The organism is Tabrizicola aquatica (genome assembly GCF_002900975.1).
Taxonomy (GTDB): domain Bacteria; phylum Pseudomonadota; class Alphaproteobacteria; order Rhodobacterales; family Rhodobacteraceae; genus Tabrizicola; species Tabrizicola aquatica.
In genome coordinates this window covers 64,126-90,655 of the sequence record NZ_PJON01000004.1, presented here as the reverse complement: position 1 = coordinate 90,655, position 26,530 = coordinate 64,126, and the positions used below count along the sequence as shown (strand labels likewise).

Annotated in this window: 23 protein-coding genes; 16 read left to right on the top strand and 7 right to left on the bottom strand. The window is 67.3% G+C overall.

The features are described from left to right. Window position 1 precedes the first annotated feature (1 nt). Window positions 2-1,270 carry a cation:proton antiporter domain-containing protein gene (locus tag CXR42_RS14915; protein WP_103258380.1) on the bottom strand — a complete coding sequence of 423 codons (1,269 nt, stop codon included), beginning with the start codon at window positions 1,268-1,270 and terminating at the stop codon, window positions 2-4. Between the two features lie 164 nt (window positions 1,271-1,434). Here CXR42_RS14915 and CXR42_RS14910 point away from each other — a divergent pair, with 164 nt between their 5' ends. Then, window positions 1,435-2,646: a winged helix-turn-helix domain-containing protein gene (locus CXR42_RS14910; RefSeq protein WP_103258379.1), complete on the top strand. Its 1,212-nt coding sequence runs from the start codon at window positions 1,435-1,437 to the stop codon at window positions 2,644-2,646. Between the two features lie 36 nt (window positions 2,647-2,682). On the opposite strand, the gene CXR42_RS14905 is transcribed toward CXR42_RS14910, so the two are convergent. Beyond that, window positions 2,683-3,510, bottom strand: a complete 828-nt coding sequence (locus CXR42_RS14905; protein WP_103258378.1) for an LOG family protein — start codon at window positions 3,508-3,510, stop codon at window positions 2,683-2,685. An 80-nt stretch (window positions 3,511-3,590) separates the two neighbouring features. On the opposite strand from CXR42_RS14905, the gene dapD reads away from it, so the two are divergent. Continuing rightward, window positions 3,591-4,415, top strand: a complete 825-nt coding sequence (gene dapD / locus CXR42_RS14900) for a 2,3,4,5-tetrahydropyridine-2,6-dicarboxylate N-succinyltransferase (protein WP_103258377.1) — start codon at window positions 3,591-3,593, stop codon at window positions 4,413-4,415. Between the two features lie 3 nt (window positions 4,416-4,418). Here the strand turns inward: dapD and CXR42_RS14895 are convergent, their stop codons facing one another. Then, window positions 4,419-5,987, bottom strand: coding sequence for a choice-of-anchor L domain-containing protein (locus CXR42_RS14895; RefSeq protein WP_103258628.1), 1,569 nt, complete (start codon window positions 5,985-5,987; stop codon window positions 4,419-4,421). Between the two features lie 195 nt (window positions 5,988-6,182). Here CXR42_RS14895 and CXR42_RS14890 point away from each other — a divergent pair, with 195 nt between their 5' ends. The 3 genes from CXR42_RS14890 (at window position 6,183) to CXR42_RS14880 (ending at window position 8,215) form a co-directional block, all read left to right on the top strand. Continuing rightward, window positions 6,183-6,515, top strand: coding sequence for a hypothetical protein (locus CXR42_RS14890; protein WP_103258376.1), 333 nt, complete (start codon window positions 6,183-6,185; stop codon window positions 6,513-6,515). Between the two features lie 132 nt (window positions 6,516-6,647). Further along, window positions 6,648-7,799, top strand: coding sequence for a succinyl-diaminopimelate desuccinylase (dapE, locus tag CXR42_RS14885; protein WP_103258627.1), 1,152 nt, complete (start codon window positions 6,648-6,650; stop codon window positions 7,797-7,799). Then, complete coding sequence (locus CXR42_RS14880; RefSeq protein WP_103258375.1) at window positions 7,796-8,215, top strand: GNAT family N-acetyltransferase; 420 nt, start codon at window positions 7,796-7,798, stop codon at window positions 8,213-8,215. Before dapE ends, CXR42_RS14880 begins: the two co-directional genes overlap by 4 nt. Window positions 8,216-8,469: 254 nt before the next feature. Here CXR42_RS14880 and CXR42_RS14875 read toward each other — a convergent pair whose 3' ends face one another. The 3 genes from CXR42_RS14875 to rnr all read right to left on the bottom strand — a co-directional run bounded on the left by CXR42_RS14875 (window position 8,470) and on the right by rnr (window position 15,030). Further along, complete coding sequence (locus tag CXR42_RS14875) at window positions 8,470-11,319, bottom strand: error-prone DNA polymerase (RefSeq protein WP_103258374.1); 2,850 nt, start codon at window positions 11,317-11,319, stop codon at window positions 8,470-8,472. Between the two features lie 208 nt (window positions 11,320-11,527). Continuing rightward, window positions 11,528-12,802 (bottom strand): lytic murein transglycosylase, encoded by a 1,275-nt coding sequence (locus CXR42_RS14870; RefSeq protein WP_103258373.1) that lies wholly within the window; start codon window positions 12,800-12,802, stop codon window positions 11,528-11,530. Next, complete coding sequence (rnr, locus tag CXR42_RS14865; RefSeq protein WP_103258372.1) at window positions 12,799-15,030, bottom strand: ribonuclease R; 2,232 nt, start codon at window positions 15,028-15,030, stop codon at window positions 12,799-12,801. The genes CXR42_RS14870 and rnr overlap by 4 nt, the downstream gene beginning before the upstream one ends. A 124-nt stretch (window positions 15,031-15,154) precedes the next feature. On the opposite strand from rnr, the gene selD reads away from it, so the two are divergent. Further along, window positions 15,155-17,341 (top strand): selenide, water dikinase SelD, encoded by a 2,187-nt coding sequence (gene selD, locus CXR42_RS14860; RefSeq protein ID WP_103258371.1) that lies wholly within the window; start codon window positions 15,155-15,157, stop codon window positions 17,339-17,341. Here the strand turns inward: selD and mnmH are convergent. Further along, window positions 17,338-18,381, bottom strand: coding sequence for a tRNA 2-selenouridine(34) synthase MnmH (gene mnmH / locus CXR42_RS14855; RefSeq protein ID WP_103258370.1), 1,044 nt, complete (start codon window positions 18,379-18,381; stop codon window positions 17,338-17,340). The two genes, selD and mnmH, sit on opposite strands and share 4 nt — an antisense overlap. A gap of 99 nt (window positions 18,382-18,480) precedes the next feature. Between mnmH and CXR42_RS14850 the strand changes: the two genes are divergently transcribed. The 10 genes from CXR42_RS14850 (at window position 18,481) to CXR42_RS14805 (ending at window position 26,530) form a co-directional block, all read left to right on the top strand. Next, window positions 18,481-19,089 (top strand): DUF1287 domain-containing protein, encoded by a 609-nt coding sequence (locus CXR42_RS14850; RefSeq protein ID WP_103258369.1) that lies wholly within the window; start codon window positions 18,481-18,483, stop codon window positions 19,087-19,089. Between the two features lie 129 nt (window positions 19,090-19,218). Beyond that, entirely contained in the window at window positions 19,219-19,620 is a 402-nt protein-coding gene (locus CXR42_RS14845) for a MerR family transcriptional regulator (RefSeq protein WP_103258368.1), read from the top strand. 48 nt (window positions 19,621-19,668) lie between these two features. Continuing rightward, entirely contained in the window at window positions 19,669-21,441 is a 1,773-nt protein-coding gene (locus CXR42_RS14840) for an acyl-CoA dehydrogenase C-terminal domain-containing protein (protein WP_103258367.1), read from the top strand. 61 nt (window positions 21,442-21,502) lie between these two features. Continuing rightward, window positions 21,503-22,129 carry a glutathione S-transferase family protein gene (locus CXR42_RS14835; RefSeq protein ID WP_103258366.1) on the top strand — a complete coding sequence of 209 codons (627 nt, stop codon included), beginning with the start codon at window positions 21,503-21,505 and terminating at the stop codon, window positions 22,127-22,129. 10 nt (window positions 22,130-22,139) lie between these two features. Then, window positions 22,140-23,351 carry an acetyl-CoA C-acetyltransferase gene (locus CXR42_RS14830; RefSeq protein ID WP_103258365.1) on the top strand — a complete coding sequence of 404 codons (1,212 nt, stop codon included), beginning with the start codon at window positions 22,140-22,142 and terminating at the stop codon, window positions 23,349-23,351. A gap of 157 nt (window positions 23,352-23,508) precedes the next feature. Next, window positions 23,509-23,928 carry a hypothetical protein gene (locus CXR42_RS14825; protein ID WP_103258364.1) on the top strand — a complete coding sequence of 140 codons (420 nt, stop codon included), beginning with the start codon at window positions 23,509-23,511 and terminating at the stop codon, window positions 23,926-23,928. A 46-nt stretch (window positions 23,929-23,974) separates the two neighbouring features. Then, the gene (locus tag CXR42_RS14820; RefSeq protein ID WP_103258363.1) at window positions 23,975-24,445 is read left to right on the top strand and encodes a cupin domain-containing protein; all 471 of its coding nucleotides are present in this window, start codon (window positions 23,975-23,977) and stop codon (window positions 24,443-24,445) included. Further along, window positions 24,442-24,900, top strand: a complete 459-nt coding sequence (locus CXR42_RS14815; RefSeq protein WP_103258362.1) for a hypothetical protein — start codon at window positions 24,442-24,444, stop codon at window positions 24,898-24,900. The genes CXR42_RS14820 and CXR42_RS14815 overlap by 4 nt, the downstream gene beginning before the upstream one ends. Further along, the gene (locus tag CXR42_RS14810) at window positions 24,897-25,901 is read left to right on the top strand and encodes a cupin domain-containing protein (protein WP_103258361.1); all 1,005 of its coding nucleotides are present in this window, start codon (window positions 24,897-24,899) and stop codon (window positions 25,899-25,901) included. Before CXR42_RS14815 ends, CXR42_RS14810 begins: the two co-directional genes overlap by 4 nt. A gap of 182 nt (window positions 25,902-26,083) precedes the next feature. Beyond that, complete coding sequence (locus tag CXR42_RS14805) at window positions 26,084-26,530, top strand: hypothetical protein (RefSeq protein WP_146038084.1); 447 nt, start codon at window positions 26,084-26,086, stop codon at window positions 26,528-26,530.

Below are 26,530 nucleotides of genomic sequence, written 5' to 3'. Positions count from 1 at the left end.
GTCAGCCAGACCCCGCCGGTTCCGTGCTGTCGGGACCGGCAGTGTCCGGTGCCTTACGCGCCATCTGCCGGTCCAGCAGGTGGAACAGCAGCGGGTTGGCCAGGATCGAGATCATGGCCCCCGCGACCACCAGGTCGCGCGCCTCGGTCGGGACGATGGCCAGCTTGACGCCCATGGTGATCAGGATGAACGAGAACTCGCCGATTTGCGCCAGGCTGGCGGCGATGGTCAGGGCCATCTCGCGGTCCCGCCCGAAGGCGCGGACGATGTAATAGGCTGCGGCCGCCTTGCCGCCGATGATGATTGCCACGGTGGCGACAAGTGCCAGCGGGGCCTCCAGCACGATGGCGGGGTTGAACAGCATCCCGACCGAGACGAAGAACAGGACCGCGAAGGCATCGCGCAGCGGCAAGGTCTCGCGCATGGCCTGGGACGAGAGGGTGGAGGTGGACATGACCATCCCGGCAAAGAAGGCCCCCAGCGCGAAGGACACGCCGAACAGCCGGGTCGCGCCGTAGGCCACCCCGAGGGCGATGGCCAGGACCGAGAGCCGGAAGAGTTCACGCGAGTGGGTGTGCGAGACGAAGTGCAGTACCCAGGGGATGACCCGGCGGCCGATCACCAGCATCAGAATGACGAAGGTGGCCGCCTTGGCCAGGGTGACCAGGACGGTCGCGGCGATTGGGCCGACGCCGACCTGGGCAACGATCTCGGCCTCCTCACCCACGGGTTGGGCGATGCCGCCCAGAAGTCCGGCCAGCGGCGGGATCAGGACCAGGGCCAAGACCATTGCCAGGTCCTCGACGATCAGCCAGCCCACGGCGACGCGGCCACGTTCCGAGGTGACAAGCTCGCGGTCCTGCAAAGCGCGCAGCAGCACGACGGTCGAGGCAACCGAGAGGGCAAGGCCGAAGATCAGCCCCGCACCAAGGCCCCAGCCCATCAGCCAGCCCGTCAGCGTGCCCGCCGACATGGCGACGGCGATCTGGCCCAGGGCGCCGGGCACGGCGATGGCGCGGACGGCCATGAGGTCGCGCGGCGAAAAGTGCAGGCCAACGCCGAACATCAGCAGGATCACCCCAAGCTCGGCCAGTTCCGCTGCAAGGCCGGCATCGGCCACATAGCCCGGCGTGAAAGGGCCGATCACCACGCCGGCCAAGAGGTACCCGGCGATCAGCGGCAGGCGCAGCCGCTGGGCCAGCAGGCCGAACAGGAAGGCCAGGCCAAAGCCCGCGACCAGGGTGGTGATAAGGGGCGTGTCATGGGGCACGGCCGTGCAGGTCCTTTCCGGCGGACCGATGGTCCGGCCACCTTGCTGCTAGGGGAGGATAGGGGCGAGTGTATGGCCCCTGTCCGGCAATACAATCGGCTTTTCAGCAGATTTCCGGCAGCGAGGTGGCTTGACCGCATCTTGTGCGGTGGTAGCCCTGAGCGATGCTTCCGCTGATCCCCAATCCTCGCGCCCGGCGACTGTTCCTGAACCGCCATGCCCTGATCGAGGCCCCCGTCGGCCCCGCCACCGGCCCCGCCGTGCAGGCGCTGGTGGAGCGTATCGGCTTTGTCCAGGTGGACAGCATCAACACTGTCGCCCGGGCGCATGAGATGATCCTGTGGTCGCGGCGGCAGTCCTTCCGCGCGCCGGTCCTGAAGCGGCTACTGGAGCGGGACCGGGCGCTGTGGGAGCATTGGACGCATGACGCCTCGATCCTGCCGGTGGGGCTGCATGGGGTCTGGCAGCACCGCTTTGCCCGCGACGAGGAGCGGCTGCATCAGAACTGGCGGCGCTGGTTCCGCGAAGGGTATGAGGCGCAGTTCGACAGCATCCTGGACCGCATCGCCCGGGACGGCCCGGTCGGGACGGCCGATGTGGGCGAGGGCGAGGTGCGGGGCAAGGGCGGCTGGTGGGACTGGCACCCGTCGAAAACTGCGCTGGAATGGCTGTGGCGGACTGGGCGGCTGGCGATCACGCGGCGCGACGGCTTTGCCAAGATCTATGACCTGACCGAACGGGTGATCCCCGAGACCCACCGCGCCCCGGTGCCGGCCGAGGCGGTGATCGACTGGGCCTGCCGCTCGGCGCTGGCGCGGCTGGGGTTTGGAACCAGTGGCGAGATCGCGGCCTATTGGAACGCGATCGGACCCGAGGCCGCGAAAGCCTGGTGCCGCGCGGCGCTGGGCCGGGGCGAGATCGTCGAGGCCGAGGTCGAGGGTGCGCTGGGTCAGCGCCGCCGGGTGGTCCTGTTCCCTGCGACGCTGGAGGAAACCCCGCCCGACCCCTCGGCCCGGCTGCGCATCCTGTCGCCCTTCGACCCCGCCCTGCGGGACCGCGACCGGGCCGACTTCCTGTTCGGCTTCCACTACCGGATCGAGGTCTTTGTCCCCGAGCCGAAACGAACCTACGGCTATTACGTCTTTCCGGTGCTGGAGGGCGACCGGCTGGTCGGCCGGATCGACGTGAAAGCCTTCCGCGATGCTGGCGCGCTGCGGGTCAAGGCGTTCTGGCCCGAGGCCGGGGTGCGACTGACCAAGGTCCGGCAGGGCAAGCTGGAGGCCGAATTGAGCCGGCTGGCGGTCTTTGCCGGCTGCGACCGGGTGGACTACCTGGCGGGCTGGGAACGCGAAACGCTGGCGCGGCCGGGTGGCTAAGTGTGCGCGGGGGTAGGGTGGGCGATATCGCCCACCTTACGCCCCCGCAGGCTGTTCCCAACCGTCGATCACGGCAACCGCCTCTTCCGCGGTTTCGACCATGGCGAACAGCGACAGATCCTCGGGCGAGATCACGCCGGCTTCGGCGAGGTGTCCCCAGTTCACAACCTTTTCCCACCAGTCGCGGCCGAAGAGAAGGAAGGGGATGCGCTTCATTCGGCCGGTCTGGATCAGGGTCAGGCTCTCGAAAAGTTCGTCCATCGTGCCGAACCCGCCCGGAAACACCACGATGGCCTTGGCCCGCATCAGGAAATGCATCTTGCGGATCGCGAAGTAATGGAAGTTGAACGACAGGTCCGGCGTGACATAGCTGTTCGGGGCCTGCTCATGCGGCAGGACGATGTTCAGCCCGATCGACTGGCCGCCGGCCTCATGCGCCCCGCGGTTGCCGGCTTCCATCACGCCGGGACCGCCGCCCGTGGCGATCACCCATTCCCGGCCATAGGTGCCAAGGCTGCGCTCGGTCATCTGCTGGGCAAAGCGCCGGGCCTCTTCATAGTAATGCGACAGGTCGGCGAGGGTCTGGGTCCGCGCCTGGTCGCGGTGTTCCGGCGCGGGGATGCGGGCGCCGCCGAACATGACCACGGTCGATTCGATCCCGCGTTCGTCCATGATCAGCTGCGGCTTCAGAAGCTCTAGCTGCAGGCGGACGGGGCGCAACTCGTCGCGCAACAGGAAATCGCGGTCGGCGAAGGCCAGCCGGTAGGCCGGGGCGCGGGTCTGGGGCGTGTCCGGGATCCGCTTGGCGGCCGCGATATCCTCGATGCTGTCGCGGAACGGATGGGTGCGGGGTTCGTCTTTCATGCGGGCACTCGGATTGCGTGGTGTCGGGTTCAGCCTTATAGGGTGGGCACGCCCGTGACCAACCGAAAAGGGAATGCCCCATGTCCTATGCCGCACTGGAAGCCGCCATCGACGCCGCCTGGGAGGCCCGGGACACGATCACCCCCGCCACCAAGGGCGAGATGCGGGTGGCGATCGAGGCCACGCTTTCGGCGCTGGATTCGGGCACGCTGCGGGTCGCGGAAAAGCGCGGCAATGACTGGCATGTGAACCAGTGGGCCAAGAAGGCGGTGCTGCTGTCGTTCCGGCTGACCGACATGCACGAAATCTCGGGGTCGAACGGGGGCGCCAACTGGTGGGACAAGGTGCCCTCGAAGTGGCAGGGCTGGACCGCCGAGGATTGGCGCAAGGCCGGCTTCCGCGCGGTGCCGGGCAGCATCGTCCGACGCTCGGCCTTCATCGGGAAGAACGTGGTCCTGATGCCGTCCTTCGTGAACCTTGGGGCTTTTGTGGATGAGGGCAGCATGGTCGACGGCTGGGCCACGGTCGGGTCCTGCGCGCAGATCGGCAAGAACGTGCACCTTTCGGGCGGCGTCGGGATCGGCGGCGTGCTGGAACCGATGCAGGCCGGCCCGACGATCATCGAGGACAACTGCTTTATCGGCGCGCGCTCCGAGGTGGTCGAGGGCTGCATCATCCGTGAGGGCAGCGTCCTGGGGATGGGGGTCTTCATCGGCAAGTCCACGAAGATCGTCGACCGGGAAACCGGCGAGGTGATGTATGGCGAGGTTCCGGCGGGGTCGGTGGTCGTCGCGGGCTCGATGCCGTCGAAGGGCGGGATCAACCTGTATTGCGCGGTGATCGTGAAGAAGGTCGACGCGCAGACCCGGTCCAAGACCAGCATCAACGAGCTGTTGCGGGACTGACCCCTAAGCCACCAGCAATGCCGCGACATGGGCGCGGACCTCGGTGCGCGCCGAGGGGCCGTATTTTGCCGGATCGGCGGCAAGCTCGGGGAACAGCGCAAGCAGTTCCTCTTGCACTTCGGCGTCGTGACCGGCCAGCGTGGTCGGGCCGGGATAGTAGCTCTCGCTCCACATCCCTTCTGCGCAAAGGATCTCGTGGCGGCCGAAAAGCAGGTGGTGGTAGGTCACCATCGCGCCAGAGTGGTCCTGTGCCAGCCGCCCGGCGCGCACGAGGTGGATCGCCTTGACCAGGACCTCATCCTCGCCCGCGTAAAGCTGGGCACGCCAGCCAGAGAAATGCAGCCGGTGCTGCGGCGAGACGGAAAGTGCGCCGTGGTCGCCGAAAGCGCCGGCGGGGATGCGCACGGCGGCCATGGCCCCGCGCGAGGGGACCTGCCGCACCCCGTGCCAGACGACCGGCTGAAAGCCATGGTCCAGGGTCAGCACCAGGTCGCCCACGGCGATGTCTTCGACCGGGACAGGGCCGCGGACCGTCTCGATCCGGGTGCCCTGGACAAAGCAGGGGACGACTTCACCGGAGACAAAGCCCACATCGGTGATGCCGTCCTGGTTCATCACTTCGTAGGAAAAGCTTGCCTCGCCGAGGGCGTCTTCCCCCTCTGCGACAGCCGTGATCGTGCCGTCGGCGTTCACCACAATTCCCAGGCCCGAGGGCAGGATCACATAGTCGCCCGCCGTGACCGGAATGCCGTTGATCTTGGTGATCGTCAGCGTGCCGCCCGCTGTGTTGGTGTCGTTGGCGACGAGATCGACCTCGGTCAGGTTGTTCCGTGCCACCGTAAATGCGTCGTCCTGTGCGATGACGGCGGTCTGGACCGAGGCGCCTGCAATCAACAGATTGCTGTCATAGGCTGTGTCCCCGCCATCGGCGATCCCGATCTTGATCGTGTTCACCTCGCCCGGAACGACCGGGGCCTTCAGGGTCAGAGTGACGGTGAACCCGTCCATCTCGGTGTTGTAGACGTCGTTTGCGTTGTCGACGTAGAGGTTGCTGTTCGTCGTGGGGTTGATGTTGTCGATAGAGATGTCGCCGTTGCCAACCGTCAGTTCTGCCTTCTGCCCGTTGACCCAGACGCCGACCGCGTCGTTGAAGCCCGAGCCGACGTATTCCAGATATTCTTCGGATGAGAAGGTGATCTGCATGGTCAGGGTCGAACCAGCCGGGATGAAATCGGCCTGGAAGATCGCCCCATCAAAGGTCGCGGCACCGGCAAGTTCGTTCATGCTGCTGTCGCCGTCGACCCCGGCGGTATCCGTGGTCGTGCCGGCCGAAATGTTGACGTCGCCCGAGGCGTTGGTGAAGTCTGCGGCCCGGCCTGTCGAAAGGATGACGCCGCTGTCGGCTGGCGTCACTGCGGGGGCTATGGTGTCGCCTTGAGTATAGATGCCGGCCGAAAGAGGGTCCCCATTGTAGGTCGCGTTGAGGATCTGGATGCCGGTGCCAAACATCGCCTCGGCCAGCTGCATTGCGCTGACGCCGGTCTGGATCGGCAGTTCGCTAGCCTCGGTCATGTGGTCCTCGCGGTTCTGCAAAGCTTGGGGGCAGTGTGCGAAGGAACATCTCAAGAACGGTTAACGGGTCCATCCAAGATGTCTAAAATTGTTCGGGTCTCGGGTGGCTGGCCGTCTCCCTCGGTCGCGCCTGGTGAAGGGTGGCGCTGCTGGACGGCTTCGGCTATGCCTGTGCGGGCCTTTCGGAGGGAAGTCATGTCGGACGCAGCCAAGCCCAAACGCCCGCAGCAGGTCTATTCGCTGATCGTCGAGGTGGGCCGCAAGGACGGCGACGGGCTGCCCCCCAAAGCCACCGGCGCGGCGCTTTTGTGCTATGCCTCGGGCGTGGACGAGGCCGAGGCCGTGCGCGAGACGGTGGCGATCCTAAAAGAGGCCGAGATGGCCCCGCTGGAGGTGCAGGGCCTGGGCACGCTGGACGAACGGCTGAAAGCCGGCGACGATATCGACGCTGAGGAACAGGCGCTGATGCAGCGGGCGCTGGAAGAGAACTCGGTCGTCGTGGCGCAGATGACGCCGTTCTTCGACTGAGGCAGCCGACGCTCCTCGATGGTCTTCGACCTCTCGTCGCGAGGCGCGCCACGACCTGCGTCCAGTCGCGCCTTGGTTGCGGCACGGCGCGCGAGAGGATACGGAAGGGGCACCTGATCCTGGATGGCCCTGATGACGACCCAACCGCTTGATCCTGTAGACCTGACTGCCCGGCTGATCCGCTGCCCCTCGGTCACGCCGGTCGAAGGCGGTGCGATCGCGCTGTTGGCCGAGGTGCTGGGTGCGGCCGGCTTCACCTGTACGCGGGTGGACCGGAACGGGATTGCGAACCTGTATGCCCGCTGGGGCAAGCAGGGTGCGAACCGGGCCTTCGGTTTCAACGGGCATACTGATGTGGTGCCGGTCGGTGACGCAGCCGCCTGGCGCTTTGACCCGTTCGGGGCCGAGGTCCAGGATGGTATCATGTATGGACGGGGCGCCTGCGACATGAAGTCGGGTGTCGCGGCTTTCGTTGCCGCAGCGGTGGACTTCGTGCGCGACACGCCTCCCGATGGGGCGGTGATCCTGGCGATCACCGGCGATGAAGAGGGTGAGGGCAAGGACGGCACCCTGGCGATCCTGGACTGGATGGCTTTCAACGGCGAGCGGATGACGCATTGCCTGGTGGGTGAACCGACCTGCCCGAACGAGATGGGCGAGATGATGAAGATCGGTCGTCGCGGGTCGATGACCGCCCATATCACGGCGACCGGGGTGCAGGGCCACAGCGCCTATCCGCATCGGGCGAAGAACCCGCTGACCGCGATGGTCCGCCTGCTGGCGCGGCTGGAGGCGGAACCCCTGGACCGCGGCACGCCGCATTTCGACCCGTCCACGCTGGCGATCACCACGATTGATTGCGGCAATCCGGCCAACAACGTGATCCCGGCGCGGGCGACGGCGACGGTCAACATCCGCTTCAACGACACCCATTCCGGCGACACGCTGTCCTCCTGGCTGCGGTCCGAGGCCGAAGCAGTGGCCGAGGCGACGGGGGTCGAGATCGCGCTGAAGATTTCGGTCTCGGGCGAGGCGTTCCTGACCCCGCCGGGTGAGTTGTCCTCGCTGGTGGCGCGGGCGGTGGAGGCCGAGACAGGGCGAAAGCCGGTGGCATCGACCAGCGGCGGGACGTCGGACGCGCGCTTTGTCAAGGACCACTGCCCGGTGGTGGAATTCGGTCTGGTGGGCAAGACGATGCATCAGGTCGACGAGCGGGTAGAGGTGGTGCAGATCCAGCAGTTGAAGGCGATCTATGGCCGTATCCTGCGCGAGTATTTCGCATGACCCGGATCGAGGTGACGCGCGACATCGCCACCTGCCAGCGCCTGCGCCGGATGGTCTTCATCGAGGAGCAGGGCGTCAGCGAAGCCGATGAGGTCGACGGGCTGGACGATCAGGCGATCCATCTGCTGGCCTGGGACGGCGAAGTGCCAGTCGGGACCGCGCGGCTGCTTTTGAAAGGCGCGACCGGCAAGATCGGCCGGGTTTGCGTGTTGGCCCAGGCGCGGAGCACGGGGCTTGGCGCGGAGCTGATCCGGACGGCGCTTGGGGTGCTGAAAGGTCAGCCGGGGGTAACCGAAGCCTATCTGGGATCGCAGTCCCATGCGACGGGGTTCTACGAAAAGCTTGGCTTCACGGTGGAGGGCGAAGAGTTCCTGGACGCCGGCATCCCGCATCGCCACATGCGCCGTCCGTTGTAAGCTGGGGTTGCAAAGCGGAGCGCTGGCGCGCTGAGTCTTTCTCTCGTCGTCGGGGCTTGCGCCCTCCTCCTCGGCTGATGGTGGCATTCTGCCCCCAAACCCCCTGAGGATATTTGCGGAAGAGAAAGCCGTCTTTCTCTTCTTCAAATATCCCCGCCGGAGGCTGCCGACCTTGCAACCCGTGCAAGGCTGTCCGGTCCGCGCCGGCAGCGCCGCCCTTGGGGGCTCGATGCCCCCAAGGGCGGCACCCCTTCTCAGGCTGCGTCCAGCATGGGGCGCAAAAGCTGCATCGGATGGGCACGCAAGGTCAGGCGGTAGGACAGGTAATCCTCGACCACCGCCTCGCCAAGGGTCAGGTCGCGGAACTGCACCTGGGGTTCGGCGATGGCCTCGCCGTCCATGTCAGTGGCGAAGAGTGGCAAGGTGGGGCCGGGGGCAAGCGCCTCGGCCTGCCAGAGTGCCTCGCGCCGGGACAGGCCCAGGGCGGCAAAGGCGTCGGCCTCGGCCAGGCGGGCGAGCGTGGCGGGGTTAACCCCGGCGCGGCGGTGGACATCGGGCAGGGTCTGATAGCCGTTGCCGCGCGCGGCGGTGATCCAGCGGCCCTCTTCCTCGGCGATGCCCTTGATCTGGCGGAAGCCCAGCCGCAGCGCCAGTTCCGCCGGGCCCTTTGCGGGCGGGGCCAGCCATTCCATCCGGTTGTCCCAGTCGCTGGCCTGGATGCAGGGCGGCAGGACGGTCACGCCATGTTCCCGCGCGTCGCGGACGATCTGCGCGGGCGCGTAGAAGCCCATCGGCTGGCTGTTGAGCAGCGCGCAGGCGAAGATGCCGGGGTGATGCCGCTTGATCCAGGCCGAGGCGTAGACAAGGAGCGCAAAGCTGGCGGCATGGCTTTCGGGGAAGCCATAGCTGCCGAAGCCTTCGATCTGGGCAAAGCAGCGGCGGGCGAAATCCTCGTCATGGCCGTTGGCCAGCATTCCGTTGATGAAGCGGTCGTGAAACTCGCTGACCGAGCCATGTTTCTTGAACGTCGCGAGCGAGCGGCGCAGGCGGTCGGCCTCGTCCGGGGTGAACCCCGCGCCGACGATGGCGATCTGCATCGCCTGTTCCTGGAACAGGGGCACGCCCAGCGTCTTGGCCAGCACGCGACCCAGCGCGTCCGAGGGGAAGCTGACCTTCTCCTGCCCGTTCCGGCGGCGCAGGAAGGGATGCACCATGTCGCCCTGGATCGGCCCGGGCCGGATGATCGCCACCTGGATCACCAGGTCGTAGAAGCAGCGCGGCCGCATCCGGGGCAGAAAGTTCATCTGCGCGCGGCTTTCCACCTGGAATACCCCAAGGCTGTCCGCCCGGCAGAGCATCCGGTAGGTCTCGGCGTCCTCGGGGGGCAGGGTGGCCAGGGTGAAGGTCTGCTGGTGGTGCTGGCGGATCAGGTCAAAGCCCTTGCGCAGGCAGGACAGCATCCCCAGGGCCAGGATATCGACCTTGAGGATCTTCAGCGTGTCGATGTCGTCCTTGTCCCAGGGGATGATCGTGCGATCCTCCATCGTGGCGTTTTCCACCGGGCAAAGCTCGTCCAGCCGGCCTTCGGTGATGATGAAGCCGCCGACATGCTGCGACAGGTGGCGGGGGAAGCCCTGGATTTCGTCGATCAGCGCCATGGTCTGCGTCAAGCGGCGGTCCTTGGGGTCAAGGCCGATCTCGGCCAGGCGCTGGTCGGTGATGCCACCCGGGCCGCCCCAACCCCAGATCTGGCTGGACATCGCGGCCAGCGTGTCCTGGGTCAGGCCCATGGCGCGGCCGACCTCGCGCACGGCGCGCTTGCCGCGATAGTGGATCACGGTCGCGCAGAGGCCGGCGCGGTGGCGGCCGTAGCGGGCGTAGATGTGCTGGATCACCTCTTCCCGGCGTTCGTGTTCGAAATCCACGTCGATGTCCGGCGGTTCGTTGCGCGCCTCGGAGATGAAGCGTTCGAAGACCATGGTCCCGATCTCGGGTGAGACCGAGGTCACGCCCAGGGCATAGCAGACCACGGAATTGGCCGCCGAACCGCGGCCCTGGCAGAGGATGCCGCGCGAGCGGGCGAAGGCGACAATGTCGTGGACGGTCAGGAAATAGGGCTCGTACCGCAGCTTGGCGATCAGGGCGAGTTCATGCGCCATCTGGGCGCGGACCTTGTCGGGCGGGCCTTCGGGATAGCGCCAGTCCAGCCCGGCCTGGGCCAGCCGGGCCAGGCGCTGGCTGGCGGTCTCGCCGGGGGCATTCTCGGAGGGGTATTCGTACTGAAGTTCGTCCAGCGAGAAGGCGGCGCGGGTGGCGATCTCGCCTGCGCGGTGGACGGCGGCGGTGTGGCCGCGGAAAAGGCGCAGCATCTCGGTTTCCGAGCGCAGGCGGCCTTCGTTGTTGGGCAAGGCGCGGCGGCCCAGGCGGTCGACGGGCACGCCCAGGCGGATTGCGGTCAGCACATCGGCCAGCCGCCGCCGCGCGCCGTGGTGCAGGAAGGGCAGCGCCGTGGCGACGGGGGGAATGCCAAGGTCGGCGGCCAGAGCGGCAAGGCGCTGGAAGCGGTCGGGGTCCTGGCCGTCGTAGCGCGGCGCCATCGCCAGGCTGACTTGGCCCGGGAAGCGGGCGGCCAGCGCGCGGACATGCGCGCGCCAGCGGGATGTGTCCCCCATCGCGGCGGGTGGCGCCTCGGCCAGGGTCAGGCGCTGGCCGGGGGGCAGGACCAGCATCTCCAGCCCCGCGCCCCAGCCCAGAAGGTCGGCCAGTTCCAGCCGGCATTCGCCTTTGGGCGCGCGCAACTGGCCCAGGCTGAGCAGCCGGCTAAGCCGCCCCCAGGCGGTGCGGTCGCGGGGCAGGCAGGTCACCTGGAAGCCGTCGGTCAGGACGATGCGGGCCGCGGGGATCAGCCGGATGCGCGGCCCGCCGTCCCGCGCGATCTCACGCGCCTTGGTATGGGCCCGGACGATTCCCGCGACCGAGTTCACATCGGCCACCGCCAGCGCCGGCATCCCCATTTCTGCGGCGCGCAGGATCATCTCCTCGGGGTGGGAGGCCCCGGTGAGGAAGGTGAAGTTCGTCAGAGTGGACAGCTCGACGAAGGGCATGGGGGCGACTCGGGCAATGTGAACAAAGAGCGAACATAATGCCATGGACGCGCCCGGCAGGCCAGCGCAAGTGCGGGTTCGGGCGGTTTTCAGATTGAGCGCTGACGCGCACGCCTTTGTCTCGCCTTATGCGCGCGAAGGGCGCGCAACGGCTCGCGTTGGGGCATTCTGCCCCAAACCCCTGAGGATATTTGCCGAAGGGAAAGTCTTAGCGCAGGAGTGTCAGGACTTCGAGGCTGGGATAGCCGTCCGGCACCAGGCCGCGCGCCTTCTGAAACGCTTTCACGGCGGCCACCGTTTTCGGCCCCATCCGACCGTCGACCCCACCCGCATCGAAGCCGGCCCGGGTCAGGCGGTCCTGCAACTCCCGGCGTTCGTCCAGGGTCAGGGCGCGCAGGTCGCGTGGCCAGGTGGACTGGATCGGCGGGCCGCCCCTCAACCGGTCGGAGAGCGAACCGATCGCCACGACATAGGCGTCGGCGGTATTGTATTTCTCGATCACCTGGAAGTTCGGCCAGATCAGGAAGGCCGCGCCGCGATGGCCGCCGGGCAGCAGGATCGAGCCGGGACCATGGTCCGGCAGGTCAGCGCCGAGGATGGTGCGCACCCCCATCGCCTGCCAGTCGGCGACCGGTTTCACCACCCGCTCGGTCGTCTGGTCGTAGTCGAAGCCATCGGACAGCTTCACCTCTACCCCCCAGGGCTGGCCCTTGGTCCAGCCCCAATGCCGCAGGTAGTTCGCGGTGGAGGCCAGTGCATCGGCGGGTTCGTCGCCCCAAAGGTTGCGCTTGCCGTCGCCGTCGAAATCGACCGCGAACTTCTCCCAGCTGGAGGGCATGAACTGCGTATGCCCCGAGGCCCCGGCCCAGGAGCCGGCGAAGCGGTCCACATGCCCGCCCTGAACGATCTTGAGGGCGGCAAGAAGCTCCGCCTCGAAGAAGCTCGCCCGCCGTCCCTCATAGGCGAGGGTGGCTAGCGAGCCGAGTACGGGCAGGTCGCCCCGATAGGTGCCATAGGCGCTTTCCAGGCCCCAGACGGCAGCGAGGACCTCTTTCTCGACACCATACTGCGCCTCGATCCGGTCCAACAGCGCCCGGTGCCGGTCGAGGGCTTGCAGGCCAAGGGTCACGCGGTCCTCGGACACGGCGGTGTCGAGGTAGTCCCAGATGGTCTTGGAGAACTCGTTCTGGTTGCGGTCGCGTTCGACGACCTTGGCGTTGAACTCTACCCCCCGCAGCGCCGCGTCGAAGGTGGCGGCTGGAATGCCTGCCGCCAGGGCGCGGGGCCGGAAGTCCTGAATCCAGGCGTCCAGCCCAGCTTGCGTTCCCATCTCACCCTCCACCCCTGCCACGGGATCGGGCAGGATCGTCTGCGACTGGACCATGCCGGCCGAAAGGCCCAGAGCCAGGCCAAGGCCGGGCGCCACCAAAATCCTTCGAAGGATTTTGCAAATCTTTTCGAAAAGATTTGCCGCGCCCGTCATCGCCGTTTGCGCACCAGACGCCGTTTTGCTGCCGCCTGGGCCGGCTTGCGCGGCTGATACTTCCCGCCCTTGCGTCGCGTGGGGCGCACTGTGGCACCTTCGACCGACAAGAGGTCCAGGATCAGCCCGCCGGTCACCGGAACCGCCTCGGCCAGGCGCACCATGACCTTCTGTCCGATCCCCAGGGTCATGCCGGTTTCCGAGCCCATCAGGGTCTGGCTGCCTTCGTCATAGTTGAAATACTCGCGGCCCAGGGCGCGCACCGGGATCAGGCCGTCGGCACCGGTTTCGTCCAGGCGCACAAACACGCCGAAGCGTTGCACGCCCGAGATGCGGCCCGCGAACTCGGCCCCCACCCGGTCGGCCAGATAGGCGGCCAGATAGCGGTCGTTGGTGTCCCGCTCGGCCGCCATGCTGCGGCGTTCGGCTTCCGAGATCAGCTTGCCGGTTTCTTCCAGGTTTTCCATGTCCCAGGCCGACAGGCCGTCCTTGCCCCAGCCATGGCCGGCGATCAGGGCGCGGTGGACGATCAGGTCGGAATAGCGCCGGATCGGGCTGGTGAAATGGGCGTAGTTCTGCAGGGCAAGGCCGAAATGGCCGTAATTTTCAGGGTGGTAATAGGCCTGGGTCATAGACCGCAGGGTAGACAGGTTGATCAGCTCGTCAAACTCGGTCCCCTGCGCCTGGGCAAGGAGGCGGTTCAGGTGCTTGGTCTGGAGGACCTGACCCTTGGCCAGCGTCATTCCCGCACCTTCGGCGACCTCGCGCAGACCTTCCAGCTTCAGCGGCGAGGGTTCTTCGTGGACGCGGAAGAGAAGGGGGCGCTTCAGCCGGATCAGTTCCTCGGCCGCTGCGACGTTGGCGAGGATCATGAATTCCTCGATCAGCTTGTGCGCGTCGAGCCGTTCCTTGAACGCGACCGAAGCGACCTTGCCTTCGGCGTCCAGTTCGATCTTCCGCTCCGGCAGTTCCAGGTCCAAGGGCTGCCGCACCTCTCGCGCCTGCTTCAGCGCGGCATAGGCGGCATACAGCGGCTTCAGGATCGGCTCGACCAGCGGGGCGGTCTTTGCGTCAGGGGCGCCGTCCACCGCCGCTTGCACCTGTGCGTAATGCAGCGAGGCGACCGAGCGCATCATCCCCCGCACGAAACGGTGGCTGCGCTTGTGGCCGCCCGCGTCGATCACCATGCGCACGGCAAGGCAGGCGCGGTCCACCCCTTCGTGCAGCGAGCAGAGGTCGCCCGAGAGGATGTCCGGCAGCATCGGCACGACGCGATCAGGGAAATAGGTGGAGTTGCCGCGCTTGCGCGCCTCGCGGTCCAGGGCGCTGCCGGGGGTGACGTAATGCGCCACATCGGCGATGGCGACCCAGATGACGAAGCCGCCGGGGTTGGCCAGATCGCTGTCCGCCTCGGCGAATACGGCATCGTCGCGGTCGCGGGCGTCCACCGGGTCGATGGTCAGAAGCGGCAGGTCGCGCAGGTCCTCGCGGCCCGCAAGTCCGACGGGTTCGGCGCTGTCCGCCTCGGCGATCACCGAGTCGGGGAAGGTGTCGGGGATGCCGTGCTGGTGGATGGCGATCAGGCTTGCCGCGCGCGGCCCGGCAGGGTCGCCCAGCCGGGCGATGATCTGGGCTGCGGGCAGGCCCAGCTTGCGGGCGCCGACCGCCTCGGCCTCGACCAACTCGCCGTCCTTGGCGCCCATGGTCATGTCGGCGGCGACGCGCCATTCCTTGTCGTCGCCCTTTTCGATCGGGACGATCCGGCCACCCTGCGACCCGATGCGGAACACGCCCAGCACCTTGCGGGGGTTCGAACCGAGGCGCCGGATCAGCCGCGCCTCATAGGCGTAATCGTCAAGGTCGACCTTCGCCAGCCGGGCAAGGATGCGGTCGCCCGCACCCAGGGCCGGGTCGCCCTTCTTGGGGATCACCAGGATGCGCGGGGTGTCGTCGACGCCTTCTTCCAGCGGCTTGGCGTAAAGGTCGCCGTTCCCATCCGGCGGCAGGACTTGCAGGACGGCCACGGGCGGCAGCACCCCCGGCTCGCGGAAGCGGCGGGAGGACTTTTCGACGACCCCCTCGCTTTCCAGCTCGCGCAGGAGGTTCTTCAACTCGATCCGGGCGTCGCCCTTGATGCCGAAGGCCTTGGCAATGTCGCGCTTGGCCGAGAGGCCGGGGTTCTCGGAAATCCACTGACGGATTTCATCCTTGGAAGGCAAAGGTTTCATGGGCCTAGAGGTAGCATGTCCCGACCGGGAAGGCCATCATGCCGCAACCGGCCCCGTGGCATTGCGGCATTGGTCTGCCCGTGCTAACGCGACGGCCCTCGTGGCACGGCGGCGGGACTGCGACATGACCCCATCCACCTACCCCCCTTTGCGTGATCTGGTGCTGGTTGGCGGCGGGCACGCCCATGCGCTCGTCCTGCGGATGTGGGCGATGAACCCCTTGCCAGGCACACGGCTGACGGTGATCAATCCCGATGCGGTGGCCCCCTATACCGGGATGCTGCCGGGGCTGATCGCGGGGCATTACCGCCGCGACGCGTTGATGATCGACCTAGTTCGCCTGGCCCGCTTTGCGGGCGCTCGGCTGATCCTGGACCGGGCCACGGGGCTGGATCGCGAGGCACGGCTGATCCATCTGCGGGACCGTCCGCCGCTGGCCTATGACCTATGTTCGATCGACGTGGGCATCACCTCGGACTTGCCGGGCCTGCCGGGGGCCGAGCATGCGGTGGCCGCGAAACCGCTGGCCGCCTATGCCGAGGCTTGGGAGGCCTTTGTCGCCCGGGGCCTGGCCTTTCCGCGCGTGGCGATCCTGGGGGCGGGTCTGGGCGGGGTGGAACTGGCGCTGGCGTCGATCCACCGGCTGCGCAGCGCCGGGGCAAAGCCGCAGGTCACGCTGATCGACCGGGCGACCACGCTTCTGCCCGGACTGGGGGCGGCAGCGCGGCGCAAGGTGCTGGGACAACTGCACGCGGCGGGGGTTGTGCTGCGTACCGGGGCCGAGGTTTCGCGGATCGCGCCCGGTGCCGTCACGCTGGCCGGGGGTGAGGAGATCGGGTCGGATTTCACCCTGACCGTGGCCGGCGCGCGGCCGCAGGGCTGGCTGGCCGAGCTTGGCCTGCGACATGACCGGGGGTTTCTGGTGACGGATGCGGCGTTCCGCACCTCGGACCCGCTGGTTTTTGCCGTCGGGGATTGCGCCACGATCGAGGGCGCGGCGCGGCCAAAGGCGGGGGTGTTTGCCGTGCGCTCGGCCCCGGTCCTGCATGGCAACCTGCGCGCGGCACTGACCGGCCAGCCGCTGCGTCCGTTCCGCCCGCAGCGCGATTACCTGAAGCTGGTGGCCCTGGGCGGAAAGGCCGCGGTGGCGGACAAATGGGGTCTGGCGCTGGCGGCCCCGTGGCTGTGGCGGGTGAAGGACCGCATCGACCGCGCCTTCATGGAACGGCTTTCGGACCTGCCGGCGATGGCGCGGTCGGTGGCTCCGGCCGATGCGACCGAAGGGCTGGCGCAGCATCTGGCGCGTCGGCCCCTGTGCGGTGGCTGTGGGGCGAAGCTGGGGCCGGGGACGCTGGCGGATGCCTTGGGCGCGCTGCCGCCGCCGGTCCGGGCCGAGGTTCTGTCAGGCCCCGGCGACGATGCCGCGGTGCTGGAGATCGGCGGCACGCGGCAGGTGCTGACCACTGACCATCTGCGCGCCTTCACCCCCGACGCGCGGCTGATGGCGCGGCTGACCGCCTTGCATGCGCTGGGCGATATCTGGGCGATGGGTGCCGCGCCGCAGGTCGCCCTGGCGCAGGTCACGCTGCCGCCGCTGGGGCCGGAATTGCAGGCGCGGATGCTGGGCGAGGTGATGGATGAGGCCGCCGCCACCTTCCGCGCGGCTGGGGCCGATGTGGTGGGCGGGCATTCCACCGAAGGGGCCGAGTTGACCGCCGGCTTCACCGTCACCGGCACTGCCGACCGGGTGATCGGCAAGGGCGGGGCGCGGCCGGGCGATGCGCTGGTGCTGACGCGGCCCATCGGTTCGGGTGTGATCCTGGCCGCCGAGATGGCGCTGGCGCGGGTGCCGGGGCTGCTGCTGGGCGAGATCTGGGCCGGGTGCGTCGCGCAGATGTCCCGGCCGCAGGGCGACGCGGCCGCGCTGCTGGCAGCCGAGGCGCGGGCGATGACCGATGTGACCGGGTTCGGCCTGGCCGGGCATCTGTTGGAGATGCTGCGCGCCTCGGGCGCGGCGGCGGACCTGCGGCTGGACGATGTGCCCCTGATGCCCGGCGCGTTGGACCTGGCGCGGGCGGGGCAGGGGTCATCCTTGCAGCCGGCGAACCTGGCGGCAATCAGCTGGCAGATGACCGCGCCGCAGGATGAGAGGGTGGCGCTTCTGACCGATCCGCAGACCTGTGGCGGGCTGCTGGCGGCGGTGCCGGACGACCGGGTCGGGGCGTTGGTGGAGGCGCTGCGCGCACAGGGCCACGCGGCGGCGGTGATCGGCCGGGTGATCGAGGGCGCACCGCACCTGACGGTGGTCTAACGCATGATCGCCCGAGCCAGGCGTTCGGCGATAGCTGGCAGGTCCGCCGGGGCCAGCCGTTCCGCTGCGATCTCGGCCATCGGGGCGGCCATCCGCTCGCGGTGCTTGCCATAGCGCGGGTCGTAGTGGCGTTCCATCAGGCTGTCGGCCAGGGCCTGGAACTGGCCCGCGGCGGCAAGGGTCTGCCAATCCTCGATCACCTCACGCGGGTGGGCCGGTTTCAGCAGATCGACCGTGGCGGCAAGTCGGGCGGGGTCGGCGGTCAGGTCTGCATAGGCGCGGGCCAGGTATTCGGCCCTCGCCGCGCGCGGGGCGGCGATGGTCACGCGCGGGGCGGCGACCATGGCCTTCCACAACTCGGGCGGGATGCGGCAGTTGCCGATCTTGGAGCTTTCCGCCTCGACCACCACGGATCGGGTGGGGTCCAGCCCGGCCAGGGCCAAGGCCAGCGCCCCCTCGAACGCCTTTTGCGAAGGCTGCGGGCCAAGATTGCCGAAAAGCGAGCCACGGTGGCCGGCCAAGCCTTCCAGGTCGATCACCTGCACGCCGAAGCCGGGCAGCAGGTTCAGGATATCGGTCTTGGCCGAGCCGGTGTTGCCGTCCAGCACGACCACGGGAGCTGCGACCGGCGTGTCGTAGACTGCCTGCACCACCAGCCCGCGCCAGGTCTTGTAGCCGCCGACCAGGGTTTCGACCCGCCAGCCGATCTGGGACAGGATCGTGGCGAAAGAACCGGACCGCTGCCCGCCCCGCCAGCAATAGACCAGCGGACGCCAGCCCCCCGGCTTGTCGGCCAAAGGCCCCTGCAGATGCGCCGCCGCGTTCTTGGCCACCAAGGCCGCGCCCACCTTGCGGGCGGTGAAGGGCGAGACCTGCTTGTAGATCGTGCCGACGCGGGCGCGTTCCTCGTCGTCCAGCACGGGCAGCGAGATCGCGCCCGGCAGGTGATCCTCGGCATATTCGGCGGGGGCGCGGACGTCGATGATGTCATCGAAGCCATGCGTCGCCAGATCGGCCAGAGAGGTCAGGGTGATCGCCATCACGCGGTTCTTACCGGCCCCGGCGGAAAGGTGCCAGCCCTTGCCGAGCGAGGGGAATCCGCACTCGCATTTCGGGGCGCGGGCAGGCATGATTCCGCCATGCGCAGCCTGATCCTGATCCTGTCCCTTTGCCTGTCCGGTCCGGCCTTTGCCGGGGCCGAGCCGTCCCGCCTGACCGAGGCGGCACGCGGTCAGGTCGGGGTGACGGTGACCTATGATCCCGCCTATGTCGCGCTGGAGTTTCCGGGTGGCGACCTGCCGCGCGACCGTGGGGTTTGCACCGACGTCATCATCCGCGCCCTGCGCGACGGTTGGGGGATCGACCTGCAACTGGCGGTGAACCGGGACATGAAGGCCGATTTCGCGGCCTATCCGGCGCTGTGGGGCCTGTCGCGGCCCGACCGCAACATCGATCACCGCCGGGTGCCCAACCTGCAGGTGCTGCTGTCCCGGATCGGGGCGGAGCTTTCGCTGGACGACGGCCCGACGCCTTGGCTGCCGGGGGATATCGTGACCTGGGCGCTGCCGGGCAACCTGCCGCATATCGGCATCGTCTCGGACCGGCGGGCCACGGATGGCACACCGCTGATCCTGCACAACATCGGCGCCGGCGCGCGCGAGGAGAACATCCTGTTCGCCTATCCGATCACGGGACATTACCGCATCGGGGCCGATCAGGTCACACGGTTGCAGGCCCTTGCGGGCTGACCGGGCCTGACTTCACGTCAGCCCGCGCAATGACGTGACGTTACGCTGACGTTAACGTCAACCTGTCTGGTATTCTCATCCTTGGGTTCGCATCTGCCTGCCAGATGCTCCCAACGTGACGCGTGTGCCATGAAACCCGATTCAAACCCCGATGTGATGACCATCCGCCAGATGTGCGATGCCTTCGACGTGACCCCGCGGACCCTGCGCTTCTACGAGGCGAAGGAACTGCTCTCGCCGATCCGCGAGGGCACCCGCCGGCTGTTCACCCGGCGCGACCGGGCGCGGCTGGCGCTGATCCTGCGCGGCAAGCGGTTCGGCTTCAGTCTGGAGGATATCCGCCAGACGCTGGACCTTTATGACCGCGACGGCGGCCAGACGGCGCAGCGCCAGAAGGCCTATGAGCTGGCGATGAAGCGCCTGACCGAGATGGAGGCGCAGCGGGCCGAACTGGACCTGGCCATCGCCGAGTTGAAAACCGAACTGGCCGAAGCCGAGGCCCGTGGCCTGGTGTCACGCCACGCCGCCTGACGACCCGCCCTGCCAAGGGTGGCTGCACGAAGCAAGAGGAGAGCACGAATGCCCAGCTACACCGCCCCCGTGAAGGACATGCAGTTCCTGCTGCACGATCTGCTGAAGGTCAGCGAGGCCGATATTCCCGGTTATGCCGACCTTGACCGCAGCTTCACCGAAGCGGTGTTCGACGAGGCCGCCAAGGTCGCCCAGGATATCCTGACGCCCTTGAACGCGGTGGGCGACGTGGAAGGTTGCGTGCTGGAAAACGGCGTGGTGCGCACCCCGAAAGGGTTCAAGGAAGCGTTCCGCACCCTGTCGGAAGGTGGCTGGATGGCGCTGGACGCGGCCCCCGAATACGGCGGGCAGGGGCTGCCCTATCTGATGCATACGGCGGTGAACGAGACCTTCGTGTCGGCCAACATGGCATTCAACATGTATCAGGGCCTGACCCACGGCGCCTATTCGGCGATCCTGGTCCACGGAACGGACGAGCAAAAGCAGAAGTGGCTGCCGAAGATGGTCAGCTGCGACTGGACTGGCACGATGAACCTGACGGAACCGCATTGCGGCACCGATCTTGGCCTCTTGCGCACCAAGGCCGAGCCGCAGGCTGACGGCAGCTACAAGATCACCGGCCAGAAGATCTTCATCTCGGCCGGCGATCACGACATGGCGGAAAACATCGTCCACCTGGTCCTGGCCAAGGCCCCCGGCGGCGGTGAGGGGACCAAAGGCATCAGCCTGTTCATCGTGCCGAAGTTCCTGGTGAACGACGACGGCTCGCTGGGCGACCGCAACGCCGTGTCCGTGGGCAAGGTCGAAGAGAAGATGGGGATTCACGGCAACGCGACCTGCGTGATGAACTATGACGGTGCTGTGGGCTGGCTGCTGGGCGACCTGCACAAGGGCATGAAGGCCATGTTCACGATGATGAACGAGGCCCGGCTTGGCGTGGCGCTGCAGGGCTATGCGGTTGCCGAGGCGGCGTATCAGAACGCGCTGGCCTATGCGAAGGACCGTCTGCAGGGCCGCGACGTGACCGGGGTGAAGAACCCGAACGGACCCGCCGACCCGCTGATCGTCCACCCCGACATCCGCCGCAACCTGATGGAGCAGAAAAGCTTCGTCGAAGGTGCCCGCGCGCTGACCTATTGGGGGGCCACGCTGATCGACCGCGCCCACAAGGGCGACATGGCGGCTGATGGGCTGATCGGCCTGTTAACCCCGGTCCTGAAAGGCTTCCAGACCGACAAGGGTTTCGAGATGGCGGTGCAGGCCCAGCAGGTCTATGGCGGGCACGGCTATATCGAGGAATGGGGCATGTCGCAGTTCGCCCGCGATGCCCGGATCGCCATGATCTACGAAGGGGCGAACGGCGTGCAGGCTCTGGACCTGGTGGGCCGGAAGCTGGCGACCGATGGCGGCAAGCATGTGATGGCGTTCTTTGACCTGGTGAAGGCCGAGTGCAAGGCGCATGACGGCGACGACCGGATGAAGGGCTTCGTCGAACCCTTGAAGGCGGCCTCGAAGCAGCTGCAGCAGGCCGGCATGTTCTTCATGGCCCAGGGCATGAAGAACCCGAATGCCGCGCTGGCGGGGTCCTATGACTTCATGCACATGATGGGCCATGTCTGCCTGGGCCTGATGTGGACCCGGATGGCCAAGGCTGCCTACACGGCCCTGGATGCCGGTGCCGAGGATCGCGACTTCTACGAGGCGAAGATCGCCACCGGCCGCTTCTACATGGCCCGCCAACTTCCGGCCTGCGGGATGCACCTGGCCCGGATCGAGAGCGGCGCGGATACGGTCATGGCGCTGGCCGCCGAGGCGTTCTAGGCTTTTGCCCCAAGGCGGGCCGCGACGGCCCGCCCCTTAGACCGGTCCTGGGGAGAACGACATGAAGCTGTACTGTTTCGGCGAAAGCGGCAACGCCTACAAATGCGCCTTGGCGCTGGAAATGGCCGATCTCGATTGGGAACCGGTCCATGTCGACTTTTTCAAGGGCGAGGGGCGGTCGCCCGAGTTCAAGAAGATCAACGAGATGGGCGAGGTTCCCGTGCTGATCGACGGGGATACGACCCTGACGCAGTCGGGCGTGATCCTGGACTATATCAGCTCCAAGACCGGCAAGCTGGGCGGCAAGTCGGCCGCGGAACGGCGCGAGGTGCTGCGCTGGCTCTTCTGGGACAACCACAAGCTGTCCACGCAGATCGGTACCACGCGGTTCTTGATGAACTTCCTGCCGCCCGAGAAGCGCCCCGAAGGCGTGATCCCCTTCCTGCAAGGTCGCCTGAAGGCCGCCTATACCGTGCTGAACGACCACCTCTCGGCCCGGAACTGGGTCGCGGGCGAGGCCGTCACCATCGCCGACCTGTCCTGCGCGGGCTACCTCTATTACCCCGAGCCCTATGGCTTTGACCGTGCCGAGTGGGCGCATATCGACCGCTGGCTGGACCGCATCGCGGCCCTTCCCGGCTGGAAACACCCCTACGATCTGATGCAGCGGGCCTTGCCCGCCACCTGAGGAGACGACCATGACCGAAGCCTATATCTATGACGCCGTCCGCAGCCCGCGCGGCAAGGGCCGTCCCGACGGAGCCCTGCACGAGCTGACCTCGGTCGCGCTGTCGGCCAAGGTGCTGAACGCGGTGAAAGAGCGGAACGGGCTGGAGGGCCATGTCGTCGAGGACGTGATCTGGGGCAACGTGACCCAGGTCGGCGAGCAGGGCGGGTGCCTCGCACGGTCGGCGGTGCTGGCTTCGGATCTGGACGAACGCATCCCCGGCCTTGCCATCAACCGCTTCTGCGCGAGCGGAATGGAGGCGGTGAACCTTGCCGCGAACCAGGTGAAGGGCGGCGCGGGACACGCCTATATCGCCGGGGGGGTCGAGATGATGGGCCGGGTCGCGATGGGCAGCGACGGGGCGGCGATTGCGGTGGACCCCGGGCTGGCGATGAAAACCTACTTCGTCCCGCAGGGGATCAGTGCGGATATCATCGCCACGGAGTACGGTTTCACCCGCGATCAGGTTGACGCGCTGGCGGTGGAATCCCAGCGCCGCGCCGCGCTGGCCTGGGCGGAAGGGCGGTTCGAGAAGTCTGTCCTGGTGATCCGCGACCAGAACGGTCTGCCGATCCTGGCGACCGACGAATACATGCGCCCCGGCACCGACATGCAGACGCTGGGGGCCCTGCGCCCTGCCTTCAAGGACATGGGCGAGGTGATGCCCGGCTTCGACAAGGTCGCCATGCTGAAGTATCCGCATCTGGAGCGGATCGAGCATATCCACCATGCCGGCAACTCCAGCGGCATCGTGGACGGGGCGGCGGCCGTCCTGATAGGCAACGCCGAGTTCGGCCGTGCCCACGGGCTGAAGCCGCGTGCCAAGATCCGGGCGACGGCGAAGATCGGCACCGATCCCACGATCATGCTGACCGGTCCGGTCCCGGCGACGCAGAAGATCCTGCAGGACAGCGGCATCGGCATCCGCGACATCGATCTGTTCGAAGTCAACGAAGCCTTCGCCAGCGTTGTCCTGCGCTTCCAGCAGGCCTTTGACGTCGATCCTGCGCTGGTCAACGTCAATGGTGGCGCTATTGCCATGGGGCATCCGTTGGGCGCGACCGGCGCGATCATCATCGGCACCCTGCTGGACGAGCTGGAGCGGCAGGACAAGGAGCTTGGCCTTGCAACGCTTTGCATCGCCAGCGGAATGGGCGCCGCAACCATCATCGAGCGGGTCTGACCCATGCGGCACCCTGCCTGCCGCAACGATATGCACGGACGGCAAGTCCGCCATGCTGTCGTTTTCGGGCAGGGTATTGTCGCGTCCGTGCGTCGTGCTAGCTGTGATTCTCCCAAGATCGTTGCTTGTCCATCGGGATGCGAAAGGTCGGGACGTGATGTTTGCGAAGGTTCAGGCGCAGTTGCGCAACCGGGCCGACCTGCTGCTGACCGGGCGGCTGGAGGAGCTGGCCCAGCAGTACCGCTATCCCTTGCCGCTGTTTCTGGGCAAAAGCCGGCTTATCGTGCGCAATGCGGACGACGGGCGGGCGATGCTGGGCGTGCTGCGCCAAGCGTTCCGCGACCGGGGCGTCCATGCCATCCAGCCCGAGGTGGTTGCGGTGGACATGCCGACCTCGGACCGGGTGCGCTTTTGGGTGGACTGGCACGAGATCGCGCCGGACGCGACGCGCGTGTCCTCGGCGCTGTACTACAGCCGATTGACGCCGGACGGGATGCGCACCGAAATGGTGACCTATACCCGTCTGTCGATGCCGGAACTGAACCCCAGCTTCGCAGCACTCGCCCTGTCGGCCTGACCGCGCGGCCCCGGTCGAGCCATTGCCCGCCGGAAGGAGCCCCGCGATGCCCGTGATTGATCCTGCCAAAGTCCCGGTAAAAACCGGCAGCATCTATCCCGAACCCTATGCCAGCATGATGCAGGGGCGATCCTCGCTGCGCCTGGGCGATGCGGGCGGGCTGACCCAGTTCGGCGCCAATCTGGTGACGCTGGAGCCCGGGGCGCTGTCCAGTCTGCGTCACTGGCACCTGAACGAGGATGAGTTCGTGATGGTGACCGAAGGCGAATGCACCCTGGTGCAGGACGCCGGCGAAACCGTCATGCGCGCGGGCGATTGCGCGGCCTTCCCGGCGGGGTCCACGGATGGGCACCATTTCATCAACCGCTCTGCCCGCGTTGCACGGTTCCTGGTGGTCGGAACCAAGGCCCCGCGCGAGGTGGCAACCTATTCCGACGTTGACCTGAAGATCGAGATCGACGGCGGGAAGGCGCGTTTCACCTATAAGGACGGGACCGAGTTCCGGGGGCCGCGATGAGCCCGCTCGACATCTTCCAGCAGGCGCTTGACGCCGTCACCCAGGCCTTCCGGGACGAGGATTTCGACGCCTACATGGCCCTTCTCGACCTGCCCTATCTGGTGCAGACCGGCCGCGCGACGCATCTGATCACCTCGGCCGACGAGATGCGCCCGACCTTCGACACCCTGCTCCGCAGCCTGAAGCCACGCGGCATCACGCACTATGAACGGATCGCCCGTTCCGCCGATTATGTGGCGCGCGACCGGATCGAAGGCTGGCACCGCAGCCATCTGATCGCCAATGGCGAGTCGCTGGCCTATCCGCAACTGTCGCGGCACGCGCTGGTCCGGCGTGGTGACCGCTGGCTTTTCTCGGAAGCGCAGTACGACATGATCGAAGGCGCCAGCTGGCCACTGACCGAGGCCGATCTTATGGGCCACGTCGATGCCCTGACCCGGCAGGAGGTGCAATGATCGTCGCCCCCGCCAGCATCCGTCGCAGCGTCACCCCCGAGGCGGACCTTACCCGCCTGGGACGGGTCGAGACGCTGCATCTGTCGGATGCGGGTGGGCTGACCCAGTTCGGAGTGCATGACCAGACGCTGTTTCCCGGCGCCACGACCGGGCGGCGGCACTGGCACTCGGCCGAGGATGAATTCGTCTATGTGCTGGAGGGCAGCGTGACCCTGCGCGACGATGCGGGGCTGCACGACCTGGGTCCGGGGGACGCGGTGGCCTGGCCGCATGGCTGCCCGAACGCCCATCACCTGCTGAACCGCAGCGCCGCGCCCTGCCGGTATCTGGTGCTGGGCAGCCGGGCCGCGGGCGACATCTGCAGCTATCCGGACGAGGGCCTGCGCCAGGTGAACCATACGGACACCTGGGTGATCGAGGACAAGGACGGTACGGTGATCAAGGGCGGCCCGCTTCCGGCCGGGCTTCTGGGCCTGCGCGCGCCCTGGGGCCGGTCGTGGGACGGCACGCAGCGGCCGGCGGTCATCCGGGCGGGCTCGGTCCCGGATGAGGGGGGGCAGGGCAGCTATCCGCCACCCTATGATGACATCGGCGACTACATCGCCCAGCCCCTTTCGGACGCGGGCGGCCTGACGCAGTTTGGCGCGTTCACCGAGACCCTGCTGCCCGGCGCGCGCTCCAGCCAGCGGCATTGGCATGCGAATGAGGATGAGTTTCTGTTCGTGCTGAACGGCACGGTCACGCTGCACGAAAACGACGGTCCGCATGACCTTTCCCGCGGCGCCTGTGCCTGCTGGCCTGCCGGCGTGCCTAACGCCCATTGCCTGGAGAATCGCACCGATCAGCCCGTTACCTATTTCGTCGCCGGCACCCGCCTGCCCGAGGACGAGGTGACCTATCCCGACATCGACCTGCACTATTCCCGGCGCGACTGCATGCGTGCGCAACTTCACAAGGACGGCACCGTTTATCCCGGCTGGCCGCGCAAGGTTTTGCGGTGATGGCTGGCGGCTGGCATGTTCCGATGATCGCGTCCAGGGTTAGCGTGGGGTCGTATGCGCCTATCTTGAGTTGTGCGCGGATCTATGATCCGTTGGCGCCCTCAGCGACCATGGAAGCCGATGGTGGACGCCTTCTTGTCAGGGGTGGTCGCCATCTCCCGACGACAGGCAAGGACACCGCCGTGCAGCCGACCGCCATTCTACAGACCTATCTTGACGATGTCGGCCATGCCGTCATGTCCGAGCAGTTCGAGGCCTATGCCGCCCGTATCCAGATGCCGCTGCGGATCCTGACCTCGTCCGCCAATCTGAGCATTGCCACGCTTGAGGATCTGGAAGACGGGTTCGACGACTTTGTCGCGATGCTGCAAGGCTATGGCGTGACCAGCATGATCCGCACCGTGCGGGCGGCGGTCTTTCAAGGCACGGACCATATCGTCGGCGTCTACGACACGCGGCTTATGAATGAAAACCACCAGGTTCTGCCGACCTTCCATTCCAAGATGTGGATCGGCTGCTACGGCGGCGTCTGGAAAGCCATCAAGATCCACAACACCACCAAAGCCGCGCGCTGGCCGATCCTGTTGACCCGGCTTGCGTCCGAACCCTGGCCTACCGAGGAGAGCTGA

Excerpts from the sequence above, each read along its gene's own strand:
- CXR42_RS14895 (WP_103258628.1), bottom strand. The coding sequence starts at position 5,987 with ATGACCGAGGCTAGCGAACTGCCGATCCAGACCGGCGTCAGCGCAATG.
- mnmH (WP_103258370.1), bottom strand. The coding sequence starts at position 18,381 with ATGGCGATCACCCTGACCTCTCTGGCCGATCTGGCGACGCATGGCTTC.
- CXR42_RS14875 (WP_103258374.1), bottom strand. The coding sequence starts at position 11,319 with ATGCCCTTCGTCGAGCTGTCCACTCTGACGAACTTCACCTTCCTCACC.
- CXR42_RS14830 (WP_103258365.1), top strand. The coding sequence starts at position 22,140 with ATGACCGAAGCCTATATCTATGACGCCGTCCGCAGCCCGCGCGGCAAG.
- CXR42_RS14840 (WP_103258367.1), top strand. The coding sequence starts at position 19,669 with ATGCCCAGCTACACCGCCCCCGTGAAGGACATGCAGTTCCTGCTGCAC.
- CXR42_RS14890 (WP_103258376.1), top strand. The coding sequence starts at position 6,183 with ATGTCGGACGCAGCCAAGCCCAAACGCCCGCAGCAGGTCTATTCGCTG.
- CXR42_RS14880 (WP_103258375.1), top strand. The coding sequence starts at position 7,796 with ATGACCCGGATCGAGGTGACGCGCGACATCGCCACCTGCCAGCGCCTG.
- CXR42_RS14835 (WP_103258366.1), top strand. The coding sequence starts at position 21,503 with ATGAAGCTGTACTGTTTCGGCGAAAGCGGCAACGCCTACAAATGCGCC.
- dapD (WP_103258377.1), top strand. The coding sequence starts at position 3,591 with ATGTCCTATGCCGCACTGGAAGCCGCCATCGACGCCGCCTGGGAGGCC.
- CXR42_RS14815 (WP_103258362.1), top strand. The coding sequence starts at position 24,442 with ATGAGCCCGCTCGACATCTTCCAGCAGGCGCTTGACGCCGTCACCCAG.
- rnr (WP_103258372.1), bottom strand. The coding sequence starts at position 15,030 with ATGAAACCTTTGCCTTCCAAGGATGAAATCCGTCAGTGGATTTCCGAG.
- CXR42_RS14870 (WP_103258373.1), bottom strand. The coding sequence starts at position 12,802 with ATGACGGGCGCGGCAAATCTTTTCGAAAAGATTTGCAAAATCCTTCGA.
- CXR42_RS14810 (WP_103258361.1), top strand. The coding sequence starts at position 24,897 with ATGATCGTCGCCCCCGCCAGCATCCGTCGCAGCGTCACCCCCGAGGCG.
- CXR42_RS14905 (WP_103258378.1), bottom strand. The coding sequence starts at position 3,510 with ATGAAAGACGAACCCCGCACCCATCCGTTCCGCGACAGCATCGAGGAT.
- CXR42_RS14845 (WP_103258368.1), top strand. The coding sequence starts at position 19,219 with ATGAAACCCGATTCAAACCCCGATGTGATGACCATCCGCCAGATGTGC.
- selD (WP_103258371.1), top strand. The coding sequence starts at position 15,155 with ATGACCCCATCCACCTACCCCCCTTTGCGTGATCTGGTGCTGGTTGGC.
- dapE (WP_103258627.1), top strand. The coding sequence starts at position 6,648 with ATGACGACCCAACCGCTTGATCCTGTAGACCTGACTGCCCGGCTGATC.
- CXR42_RS14850 (WP_103258369.1), top strand. The coding sequence starts at position 18,481 with ATGCGCAGCCTGATCCTGATCCTGTCCCTTTGCCTGTCCGGTCCGGCC.
- CXR42_RS14820 (WP_103258363.1), top strand. The coding sequence starts at position 23,975 with ATGCCCGTGATTGATCCTGCCAAAGTCCCGGTAAAAACCGGCAGCATC.
- CXR42_RS14910 (WP_103258379.1), top strand. The coding sequence starts at position 1,435 with ATGCTTCCGCTGATCCCCAATCCTCGCGCCCGGCGACTGTTCCTGAAC.
- CXR42_RS14825 (WP_103258364.1), top strand. The coding sequence starts at position 23,509 with ATGTTTGCGAAGGTTCAGGCGCAGTTGCGCAACCGGGCCGACCTGCTG.